At 75.2% G+C, this 12,179-nt stretch carries 1 protein-coding gene (cut by a window edge); it reads right to left on the bottom strand.

Features of this window, described 5'->3' with window-relative positions; translation table 11 throughout:
- Positions 1-12,179: the beginning of a type I polyketide synthase gene (locus ACIQE0_RS25040; protein ID WP_402336107.1), read on the bottom strand. The gene continues 16,237 nt to the left of window position 1, outside the view; only the first 12,179 of its 28,416 coding nucleotides appear in the window; the start codon lies at positions 12,177-12,179; its stop codon lies off the left edge, out of view.

Below are 12,179 nucleotides of genomic sequence, written 5' to 3'. Positions count from 1 at the left end.
ATCCGCCGGGCGCGGATCTCCTCGGCGGTCAGACCGGCCTGGAGCCCGTCCAGTGCCTCGGGCTCGCCGGCGACCACGACGGAGCGCGGTCCGTTGACCGCGGCGACCGACACCCGGCCCTGGAACGGTGCGAGGCGCGGCTCCAGTTCCGCCACCGGCAGCGCGACGGACATCATCCCGCCGCGCCCGGCCAGCGAACGGCCGATCGCCTGGCTGCGCAGCGCCACGACGCGGGCGCCGTCCCGCAGCGACAGCGCGCCGGAGACCACCGCGGCGGCGATCTCGCCCTGCGAGTGCCCCAGTACCGCGTCCGGCTCCACGCCGTGCGCACGCCACAGCGCCGCCAGGGCCACCATCACGGCGAACGACGCCGGCTGGACGACGTCCACCCGCTCCAGCGACGGCGCGCCCTCGGCGCCCCACAGCACATCGAGGAGCGACCAGTCGGTGAACTCGGCCAACGCCTCGGCGCACTCGGCCATCCGCTCGGCGAAGACCGGCGCCTCATCGAGCAGTCGGGCGCCCATCCCGACCCACTGCGAGCCCTGGCCCGGGAAGACGAAGACCGTGCGGCCCTCGACGTCCGCGAGGCCGCGGGCGACCGCGGGCGAGGGGCCGTCCGTCGCGACGGCGCGCAGGGCCGTCAACAGGTCGGCGGTGTCCGGGGTTTCCGCGGGTGGGACGATCACGGCGCGGCGTTCGAAGCGGGCGCGGGCGGCGACCAGGGAGTGTCCGATGTCGAGCGGGCGGACGGTCGGTTCGCCGGTCTCGACGCTCTCGGCGGTCTCCAGGTGGGACAGGAGGCGGTCGGCCTGGCCGCGCAGCGCGGCGGCGCTGCGGGCGGTGACCACCCACGGGACGACGCCGCCGGCGAGCGGCACCGGTGCGGTGGCGGGCGGCGCTTCGGCCGGGGTGTCCTCGGCGGGTGCCTGTTCCAGGACGACGTGGGCGTTGGTGCCGCTGATGCCGAACGAGGAGATCGCGGCCCGCCGCGGGCGGCCGGTCTCCGGCCAGTCGCGGGTCTCGGTGAGCAGTCGCACCGTCCCGGACGACCAGTCCACGTGCGAGGAGGGCTCCTCGGCGTGCAGGGTCCGCGGCAGTCGGCCGTGGCGGAGCGCCATCACCATCTTGATGACGCTGGCGACGCCGGCGGCCGACTGGGTGTGGCCGATGTTGGACTTGACCGATCCGAGCAGCAGGGCGTGCTCGGGGTCGCGGTCGCGGCCGTAGGTGGCCTGGAGTGCCTGGGCCTCGATGGGGTCGCCGAGCGGTGTGCCGGTGCCGTGGGCCTCCAGGGCGTCGATGTCGCCGGGTGCGACGCCGGCGTTGGCGAGTGCCTGGCGGATGACGCGCTGCTGGGACGGGCCGTTGGGGGCGGACAGGCCGTTGGAGGCGCCGTCCTGGTTGATGGCGGAGCCGCGGAGGACGGCGAGGACCGGGTGGCCGTTGCGGCGGGCGTCGGAGAGCCGTTCGACGAGGACCACACCGACGCCCTCGGCGAGGGTCATCCCGTCGGCGTCGTCGGAGAACGCCTTGCAGCGGCCGTCCTTGGCGAGGGCGCGCTGCCGGCTGAACGCGATGAACGGGTTGGGCGTCGTCATGACCGTGGCGCCGGCGGCGACGGCGAGCGTGGATTCGCCGTTGCGCAGCGACTGGCAGGCCAGGTGCAGGGCGACCAGCGAGGAGGAGCAGGCGGTGTCGACGGTGACGGCCGGGCCTTCGAGGCCGAAGACGTAGGCCAGGCGGCCGGACAGCACGCTGGGGCTTGAGCCGGTGACCATGTGGCCCTCGGCTCCGTCGCCCGCGCCGAGGCCGTACTCCTGGTAGCTGGAGCCGACGAAGGTGCCGGTCAGGCTGGAGCGGACGGTTTCGGGGCGGATGCCGGCGCGTTCGAAGGACTCCCAGGTGGTCTCCAGCAGCAGGCGCTGCTGCGGGTCCATGACCAGGGCCTCGCGGGGCGAGATGCCGAAGAAGGTGGGGTCGAAGGCGTCGGCTTCGTGGAGGAAGCCGCCCTGGGTGGAGTAGGTGGTGCCGGGGTGGTCGGGGTCGGGGTCGTAGAGGTGCCCGGTCTGCCAGCCGCGGTTGACGGGGAAGTCGCTGATCGCGTCGGTACCGGAGGCGACCAGGTCCCAGAGGTGTTCGGGGGAGCTGACGCCGCCGGGGAAGCGGCAGGCCATGCCGATGATGGCGAGGGGTTCGTCGTCGGCGGCGACGGTGGCGACGGGGCCTGCGACGTCCAGGACCGCGCCGAGGATCTCCGCCCGGAGGTACTGGGCGAGTTCGCGGGGCGTCGGGTAGTCGAACACCATGGTGCTGGGCAGGGACAGGCCGGTTGCGGCGCCCAGGCGCTTGCGGAGTTCGACGGCGGTCAGCGAGTCGAAGCCGACGTCGCGGAAGGCGCGGCTCTCGGGGACGGCGTCGGCGGAGGTGTGGCCGAGGACGGTGGCGGACTCGGTGCGGACCAGGTCGGTGAGCAGGCGGAGTTGGGCGGGCTCGTCGAGGGCGCGGACGCGGGTGACGATCTCGGAGGCGTCGGCGCCGTCCGGTCCGGCGGGCGCTTCGGCGGCCAGTGCCCGTACCTCGGGCAGGCCCAGGAGCAGGGCGCTGGGCCGGGCGGAGGTGAACAGCGGTGCGTAGCGCTGCCAGTCCACGTCGGCGACGGTGACGGTGACGTCCTGGCGGAGTACGGCGCGGCGCAGTTCGGTCAGGGCGGGGGCCGGGTCGAGCAGGCCAAGGCCCTGGCGGCGCAGGGTCGCGGAGACGGTGTCGTCGGCGGCCATGCCGGCCTCGGCCCAGGGGCCCCAGGCGACGGAGGTGGCGGCCAGGCCGCGGGCGCGGCGGTGCAGGGCGAGCGCGTCGAGGTAGGCGTTGGCGGCGCCGTAGGCGCTCTGGTTGCCGCTGCCCCAGACGCCGGCGATGGAGCCGAAGAGGACGAAGAAGTCCAGTTCGCGGTCGCCGAGCAGGGCGTCGAGGTGGGCGGCGCCGGCGAGCTTGGCGGCGGTGAGGGCGGCCAGGTCGGCGGTGGTGAGGGTGTCGACGGGGCCGTAGTGGCCGACGCCCGCGGTGTGCACGACGCCGGTCAGCGGCAGGTCCTCGGGCAGGTCGGCGAGGACGGCGGCGAGCGCGTCGCGGTCGGCGGCGTCGCAGGCGACGACGGAGACGCTCGACCCGAACTCCGCCAGTTCGGCGCGGAGTTCGGCGGCGCCGGGCGCGTCGGGGCCGCGGCGGCTGGTCAGGACGAGGTGCTGGGCGCCGGAGCGGGCCAGCCACCGGGCGACCTCGGCGCCCAGACCGCCGGTGCCGCCGGTGATCAGGACGGTGCCGGAGGCGGTGAACTCCCCTTCGGCGGGCAGTGCGTCGACGGTGTGGCGGACCAGTCGGCGGCCCAAGACTCCGGTCGCGCGGAGCGCCACCTGGTCCTCGCCGTCCGGGGCGTCCTTGACGGCGAGGATGCCGGCGAGGCGCTGTCCGGCCCGCTGGTCGAAGGTGTCCGGCAGGTCGACCAGGCCGCCCCACAGCCGCGGGTGCTCCAGGGCGACGCCGCGGCCCAGGCCCCAGGCGGCTGCCTGGACCGGGTGGCTGACGGGGTCGGCGGGGCCGGTGGAGACGGCGCCGCGGGTGGCGGTCCACAGTCGGCCCTGTGCCCCGGTGTCGGCGAGGGCCTGGACCAGGGCCAGGGTCAGTGCCAGTCCCCGGGTGAGCGTCGGGCAGCCGTCGGCGGCGCGCTCGTCGAGCGGCAGCACGGACAGCAGTTGGGTGGTGGCGTCCACGCCGTCGGTCTGCGCCAGGCGTTCGGCCAGCGCGGTGCGGTCGGTGCAGGAGGCGTCCAGGACCAGGCGGCGCACCCGTGCGCCGTGCGTGCCGAGGGCGTCGGCGAGCGCGTCCAGGAGGGCGGCCTCGTCGGTCGCGGTGGTGTCGGAGGCGACCAGCAGCCAGGTGCCGTCGAGGACGGGGGCGGCCGGCTTGTGCAGGGGCGTCCACTCCACCCGGTAGCGGAGGGTGTCGAGCAGGTGCTTCTCCTGGTTGCCGCGCCGCCAGGAGGTGAGTGCGGGCAGCAGGGAGTCCAGCGGGGTGAGGTCCGCCTCCCCCAGGCCGAGGATGCCGGCCAGTTCGCGGGCGTCGCCGCGCTCGACGGCGGCCCACAGTTCCTGGTCGGCCGGGTCGGCGTTGCCGGCGGTGACCGGGGTGGGCAACTGGGGCCAGTAGTAGGCGTGTTGGAAGGCGTACGTCGGCAGGTCGGTGCGGCGGGCGCCGGTTCCGGCGAAGTACGCCGCCCAGTCCACGTCCACGCCGCGCACCTGGAGGCGGGCCGCGGCGGTGGCGGCGGCCGGCTCCTCGGGGCGGTCGGCGCGCAGGAACGGCACGAGTTCGGCGTCCGGGTCGTCACCGAGGGTGTCCTGGGCCATCGCGGTCAAGAGCCCGTCGGGGCCCAGTTCCAGGAAGGTGGTGACCCCGGCTTCCCGCAGGGTCCGCACGCAGTCGGCGAACCGCACGGCCTCGCGGACGTGCCGCACCCAGTACTCCGCGGTGCACAGCTGTGCGTCGTCGGCGCGCTCGCCGGTGAGGTCGGAGACCAGCGGGATGCGCGGCGCCCGGTACGTCAGTCCCTCGGCGACGGTGCGGAAGGCGTCCAGCATGCCGTCCATGTGCGGCGAGTGGAAGGCATGGCTCACCCGCAGCCGCTTGGTCTTCCGCCCGCGGGCGGCGAAGGCCTCGGCGATCTGCTGGGCGGCGTCCGCGTCGCCGGAGACGACCACGGACTCGGGCCCGTTGACGGCGGCGATCGCCACCGCGTCCGTCAGGTGCGGGACGACCTCGTCCTCGGTGGCCTGCACGGCGACCATCGCACCGTCGGCCGGCAGCGCCTGCATCAGCGACGCACGCGCCGCCACCAGCCGGCAGGCGTCCGGGAGCGTCAGCACGCCGGCGACATGGGCCGCCGCGATCTCGCCGATCGAGTGCCCGGCCACGAGGTCGACGCGGACGCCCCAGTGCTCCACCAGTCGGTACAGCGCGACCTCGACGGCGAACAGCGCCGGCTGCGTCCAGCCGGTCTCGTCCAGCAGTGCGGCCTCGTCGGTGCCGGGCTCGGCGAACACCACCTCGCGCAGCGGCCGGTCCAGCAGCGGGTCGAGCGCGGCGCACACCGCGTCGAACGCCGCGGCGAACTCCGGCTGCGCCTCGTAGAGTTCACGGCCCATGGCGGCGCGCTGGCTGCCCTGTCCGGTGAACAGCACCGCGGTCCTGCCGCGTCCGGCGGCCTCGCCCTCGACGAGGGCGGGGTCCGGCCGTCCGGTGGCGAGCGCGCTCAGCGAGGCGAGGAGCTGCGTGCGGTCCGGTGCCACGACGGCGGCCCGCTGCTCGAAGCGGGACCGGGTGGTGGCGAGGGACAGCGCGACATCGGTGAGCGACGCCTCGGGGCGGGCCTGGAGGTGGCCCAGCAGGCGTGCTGCCTGGCCGCGCAGGGCATCCCGGCTGCGTCCGGAGAGCAGCAGCGGCACGGCGCCCGGCGTGCGCCGCGGCTTCGCCGCCGCGGGTGCCTTGGCGTCCGGTGCCTGCTCGACGATGACGTGGACGTTGGTCCCGCTGATGCCGAAGGACGAGACGCCGGCGCGACGGGCCCGGCCGGTCTCCGGCCAGGCGGTCTCCTCGGTCAGCAGCTCGACGGCGCCCTCGGACCAGTCCACATGCGACGACGGCGCGTCGACGTGCAGGGTCCGCGGCAGCACACCGTGCCGCATCGCCATGACCATCTTCATGACACCGGCGACACCGGCCGCGGCCTGGGTGTGTCCGAGGTTGGACTTCACCGAACCCAGCAGCAACGGCTGCTCGGCGTCCCGCTCCTGGCCGTAGGTCGCCAGCAGCGCCTGTGCCTCGATGGGGTCGCCGAGCGTGGTGCCGGTGCCGTGCGCCTCGACCACGTCCACGTCACCGGCGGACAGGCCGCCGCTGGCGAGTGCCTGGCGGATGACGCGTTGCTGCGACGGACCGTTGGGCGCGGTCAGGCCGTTGGAGGCACCGTCCTGGTTGACGGCCGAGCCGCGCACCACGGCCAGGATCTCGTGACCGTTGCGGAGCGCGTCGGACTGGCGCTCCAGCACCAGCATGCCCACACCCTCGGACCAGCCGACGCCGTCGGCCGCGTCCGCGAACGCCTTGCACCGCCCGTCCGGGGACAGTCCGCGCTGCCGGGCGAAGTCCACGAACACCGCCGGCGTCGACATCACCGTCACACCGCCGGCCAACGCCAGCGAGCACTCGCCACTGCGCAGGGCCTGCATCGCCCAGTGCATCGCCACCAGCGACGACGAGCACGCGGTGTCCACCGTCACCGCCGGGCCCTCCAGGCCCAACGTGTAGGCAACGCGACCCGATGCCAGGCTCGGCGAGCTGCCGCTGCCCTGGAAGCCCTCGAACTCCGGGCTCGCCAGCATCGCGCTGTAATCGCTGTACATCACACCGGCGAACACGCCGGTCTGGCTGCCGCGCAGGCTCTGCGGGTCGATACCGGCCCGCTCGATCGCCTCCCACGACGACTCCAGCAGCAGACGCTGCTGCGAGTCGGTCGCCAGCGCCTCCCGCGGGCTCATCCCGAAGAACGCCGGGTCGAACTCCCCCGCCTCGTGCAGGAATCCACCGGAGCGGGTGTAGGCGGTGCCCGGGTGGTCGGGGTCCGGGTGGTAGAGGGACTCGACGTCCCAACCGCGGTTGGTGGGGAATCCGGAGACGGCGTCGGTGCCCTCGGTGAGCAGGCGCCACAGGTCCTCGGGGGACGTGACGCCGCCGGGGTAGCGGCAGGCCATGCCCACGATCACGATCGGGTCGTCCGCCACGGCCACCGCACCGTGCTGCACGGTCGCCACCTCGGCGTCGGTGCCCAGCAGTTCGTCCAGGACGTAGGTGGCCAGGTGGCGGACGGTCGGGTAGTCGAAGACCAGGGTGGCGGGCAGCCGCAGTCCGGTGACGGTGTTGAGGCGGTTGCGCAGTTCGACGGCGGTCAGCGAGTCGAAGCCCAGGTCGCGGAAGGCGCGGCCGGCGTCGATGTCGTTGCCGGTCGCGTGGCCGAGGACCAGCGCGACCTGGCCGCGCACGAGGTCCAGGACCAGTTCGTCGCGGCCGTCCTGGTCGAGTCGGCCGAGGCGCTGGGCGAGGTTGCCGGCGGTCGCGGAGCCGGCGACGGCGGTGCGGCGCGTGCGGACCCGGATCAACGAGCGCAGCAGCGGCGGGACGTCGCCCTGTGCGCGGAGGGCGGGCAGGTCCAGGCGGACCGGGACGCAGGTGGTGTCGGTGCCGGTCAGGGCGGCGTCGAAGAGGGCGAGGCCCTGCGGCACGGAGAGCGGCGGGACGCCGGAGCGGGCGTGCCGGTCGGCCTCGGTGTCCGTGAGGGTGCCGGTCATGCCGCCGGTCTGCTCCCACGGGCCCCAGGCCAGTGACAGGCCGGGCAGGCCGGCGGCCCGGCGCTGCGCCATGAGCGCGTCCAGGAAGGCGTTGCCGGCCGCGTAGTTGGCCTGGCCGGGGCTGCCGAAGACGCCCGCGACGGAGGAGAAGACGATGAACGCGTCCAGGTCCAGGTCACGGGTGGCCTCGTGCAGGTGCCAGGCGGCATCCACCTTCGGCCGCAGCACGGCGGCCAGGCGCTCCGGGGTCAGCGCGGCGACCATGCCGTCGTCGAGCACACCGGCGGCGTGGATCACGGCCGACACCGGGTGCGTCGAGAGCAGTTCCCCGACCGCATCCCGGTCGGTCACGTCACAGGCGACGGCCCGCGCCCGCGCGCCGCACTCCGTCAGCTCCGCCACCAACTCGGCCGCGCCGGGGGCCTGTTCGCCGCGGCGGCCGACCAGCAGCAGGTCCCGCACCCCGTGCTCGGCCACCAGGTGCCGGGCCAGTACCGCGCCCAGACCACCCGTGCCACCGGTGATCAGGACGGCACCCTCGCCGGTGAACGCCGCACCGGCGTCGTCGTTGCCCTCGGGGGTCCGGCGGACCAGGCGGGCCGCCCGCAGGGTGTCGCCCTGCACGGCGAGTTGCGGCTCCTCGCAGGTGAGGGCGGTCGGCGGGAGGGCCGTGGGGTCGGTGTCGGGGTCGAAGTCGAGCAGGGCGAAGCAGCCCGGGTTCTCGGACTGCGCGGAGCGCACCAGGCCCCACACCGCGGCGGCGGCCACGTCGTGGCCGGTCGTCGCGCCACGGGTGACGAGGATCAGGCGGGATGCGGCGAAGCGCTCGTGGTGGTCCAGCCAGGTCCGTACGGCGGCAAGGGCGTCGGCGGCGCAGCGGTGTGCGGACGCGGCCGGGTCGGTGTCGTCGTCCCCGGTGGCCGGGCCGCTGTGGCCGGCGAGGGGCAGCAGGACGGTGGACGGGGCGGGGCCGTCCGCCGTGGCGAGGGCGGTGAGGTCCAGGTGGTGGGCGGCGTCGGTGAGCGCGGGGTGGGTGCGCAGGCCGAAGGGGTCGGTGCCGACGAGGGCCACGGTGCCGGGGTCGGTGGCGGTCGGGTGGACGGGGGTCCAGTCCAGACGGAACAGGGCGTCGCGGGCGAGCGCGGCCGCGGTGTCGAGCCGGTGGGAGTCCACCGAGCGCAGGACGAGCGAGTCGGCGGAGAGCACGGGGGCGCCGGTGCCGTCGGTGACGGTCAGGGCGAGCGCGTCGTCGGCGACGGGGGTCAGGCGGACGCGGAGGGTGGTGGCGCCGCCGGCGTGGAGGGAGACGCCCTCCCAGGAGAACGGGAGGCCGCCGCGGCCGCGTTCGCCGAGGCCGGTGAAGGGGGCCGCGTGCAGGACGGCGTCGAGCAGGGCGGGGTGGATGCCGAACGCCTCGGCGTCGGACCGGCCGGCCTCCGGCAGGGTGACCTCGGCGTAGACCGCGTCGCCGTGGCGCCAGGCGGCGGACAGGCCCTGGAAGAGCGGGCCGTAGCCGAAGCCGGCGTCGGCGAGCCGGTCGTAGTGGCCGTCCAACGGCAGCGGTTCGGCGCCGGCCGGGGGCCACGCGGCCGTGTCGAGGGCGGGGTGCGGGTCGGTGGCGGGGTCCGGGTCGGCGGTGGTGAGGACGCCGGTGGCGTGGGTGGTCCAGGGGGCGTCGTCGCCGGTGTCGGGGCGGGCGTGGACGTTGACGGTGCGGCGGCCCGCGGCGTCGGGGTTGCCGATCCACAACTGGACCTGGACGCCGCCCTGTTCGGGCAGGATCAGGGGTGCGGCGAGGGTGAGTTCCTCGACGCGGTCGCAGCCGACCTCGTCGCCGGCGCGGACGGCGAGTTCGAGGAAGGCGGTGCCGGGCAGCAGGGTGGTGCCGCGGACGGTGTGGTCGGTGAGCCAGGGGTGGGTCTGCCGGGAGAGGCGGCCGGTGAGGAGGACGCCGCCGGCGTCGGCGAGGGAGACGGCGGCGGAGAGCAGGGGGTGGTGGGCGGCGCCGAGGCCGACGGAGCGCAGGTCGGCGGTGCTGCTCTGGAGGGCCTTGGGCCAGTAGCGGCGGCGCTGGAAGGCGTAGGTGGGCAGGTCGGTGCGGTGGGCGCCGGTGCCGGCGAAGTAGGCGGCCCAGTCGACGGTGGTGCCGTGGACGTGCAGGCCGGCGAGTGCGGTGGTGAGGGTGTGTTCCTCGGGGCGGTCGGCGCGCAGGGCGGGGAGGGTGACCGCGTCGGTGTCGGTGGCGTCCAGGCAGGTGCGGGCCATGGCGGACAGCACGCCGTCGGGGCCGAGTTCGAGGAAGGCGGTGGTGCCGTGCCCGGCGAGCCAGTCGATGCCGTCGGCGAAGCGGACGGCGTGGCGGACGTGGTCGACCCAGTAGTCGGCGGAGGTGAGTTGGGCGACGGTGGCGGGCTTGCCGGTGAGGTTGGAGACGACCGGCAGCAACGGCGGGTGGAGGGTGAGGCTCTCGACGACGGCGCGGAAGTCTTCGAGCATCGGCGCCATCAGCGGGGAGTGGAAGGCGTGGCTGACGCGCAGTCGGCGGGTGCGGTGGCCGTCGGCGGCGAGCTGTTCGGCCAGTGCGGTCACGGTGGTCTCGTCGCCGGAGAGGACGACGGCGGAGGGGCCGTTGACGGCGGCGAGGGAGACGCGGTCCTCGTGGCCGGCGAGCAGCGGGGCGACGTCGGCTTCCGGTGCCTGGACGGCGATCATCGCGCCGGTCTCGGGCAGGGCCTGCATGAGGCGGCCGCGGGCGGCGACGAGGGTGGCCGCGTCGGGGAGGGTGAGGACGCCGGCGAGGTGGGCGGCGGCGATCTCGCCGACGGAGTGTCCGGCGAGGTGGTCGGGGCGGACGCCGAGGGACTCGATCAGCCGGTAGAGGGCGACCTCGACGGCGAAGAGGGCGGGCTGGGCGTACTCGGTGCGGTCCAGGAGGGTGGCGTCGGTGCCCCACAGCACCTCGCGCAGGGGGCGGTCCAGGTGCGGGGTGAAGGCGTCCAGTGCCGCGTCGAGGGCGGTGGCGAACGCCGGGAAGCGGGCGGCGAGTTCGCGTCCGGTGCCGAGGCGCTGGGCGCCCTGGCCGGTGAGGAGCACGGCAAGCCGGGTCTCGGCGCGTGCGGTGCCGGTGGTCCAGGCGGGGGCGTCGGCCGGGTCGGCGGCGTCGGCGAGTGCGGTGAGGCCGGCGGTCAGTTCCGGGCGGTCGGCGGTGAGGAGGACGGCGCGGTGTTCGAGCCCGGCGCGGGTGGTGGCCAGGGAGTAGCCGAGGTCCAGCGGCTCGGGGCGCGGGTCCGCGGTGAGGGCGGTGTGCAGGGCCGCGGCCTGTGCACGCAGGGCGTCCGGGGTGCGGCCGGAGAGCAGGACCGGGACGATGCCGGGGGCCGCGGCGGGGGTGGTGTGCGTGGTCTCGGCGGGGTCCGCGGGCTGCGACTCGGGGGCCTGCTCGATGATGGTGTGGGCGTTGGTGCCGCTGATGCCGAAGGAGGAGACGGCGGCGCGGCGCGGGGCACCGGTGTCGGGCCAGTCGGTGTGGTCGGTGAGCAGCCGCACGGCGCCCTGGGACCAGTCGACGTGGCGGGTGGGTTCGTCGGCGTGGAGGGTGCGGGGCAGGACGCCGTGCCGCATCGCCATCACCATCTTGATGACGCCTGCGACGCCGGCGGCGGCCTGGGTGTGGCTGAGGTTGGACTTGACCGAGCCGAGCAGCAGCGGCCGGTCCTCGGGGCGGTGCTGGCCGTAGGTGGCGAGCAGTGCCTGGGCCTCGACGGGGTCGCCGAGGGTGGTGCCGGTGCCGTGGGCCTCGACGACGTCGATGTCCCCGGCGGCGAGGCGGGCGTTGACCAGGGCCTGCTGGATGACCTGTTGCTGGGAGGGGCCGTTGGGGGCGGTCAGGCCGTTGGAGGCGCCGTCCTGGTTGACGGCGGTGCCGCGGACGACGGCCAGGACCTGGTGTCCGTTGCGGACGGCGTCGGAGAGGCGTTCCAGGACCAGGATGCCGACGCCTTCGGCCCAGCCGGTGCCGTCGGCGGTGTCGCCGAAGGAGCGGCAGCGGCCGTCGGCGGAGAGTCCGCCCTGCCGGCCCATCTCGATGAAGGTGCCGGGCCCGGACATGATGGTGACGCCGCCGGCGAGGGCAAGGGTGCACTCGCCGGCCCGCAGAGCCTGGGTGGCGAGGTGGACGGCGACGAGGGAGGAGGAGCAGGCGGTGTCCACGGTGACGGCGGGGCCGACCGTGCCGAAGGTGTAGGAGATGCGGCCGGAGAGCACGCTGCCGGTGTTGCCGGTGAGTTGGAAGCCCTCGGCGCCGTCGGCGGGACCGACCCGGTAGTCCTGGGCCATGGCGCCGAGGAAGACGCCGGTGCGGCTGCCCTTGACGGACGTCGGGTCGATACCGGCGCGTTCGAACGCCTCCCAGGCGGATTCCAGGACCACGCGCTGCTGCGGGTCCATGGCGACCGCCTCGCGCGGGGAGATGCCGAAGAAGTCCGCGTCGAACTCGGGGGCGTCGTGCAGGAATCCGCCGGCCGCGGTCGGTGCGGTGGACAGCGCCTCCAGGTCCCAGCCGCGGTCGGTGGGGAACGGGCTGACGCCGTGCTCACCGGAGACGACCAGGTGCCAGAGGTCCTCGGGGCTGCGGACGCCTCCGGGGTAGCGGCAGGTCATGCCGACGATGGCCACCGGCTCCTGGGCCGCCGTCTCCAGTTCGTTGACCCGCCGCCGCGCGCGTCGAAGGTCGGCCGTCGCAAGCTTGAGGTAGTCCCGGAGCTTTTGTTCGTTGTCCAT

The organism is Streptomyces sp. NPDC093097, assembly GCF_044754325.1.
In the GTDB taxonomy this organism is placed as follows: domain Bacteria; phylum Actinomycetota; class Actinomycetes; order Streptomycetales; family Streptomycetaceae; genus Streptomyces.
The sequence above is the reverse complement of the archived record's forward strand: the minus strand, read 5'-3'. Positions and strand labels throughout refer to the sequence as shown.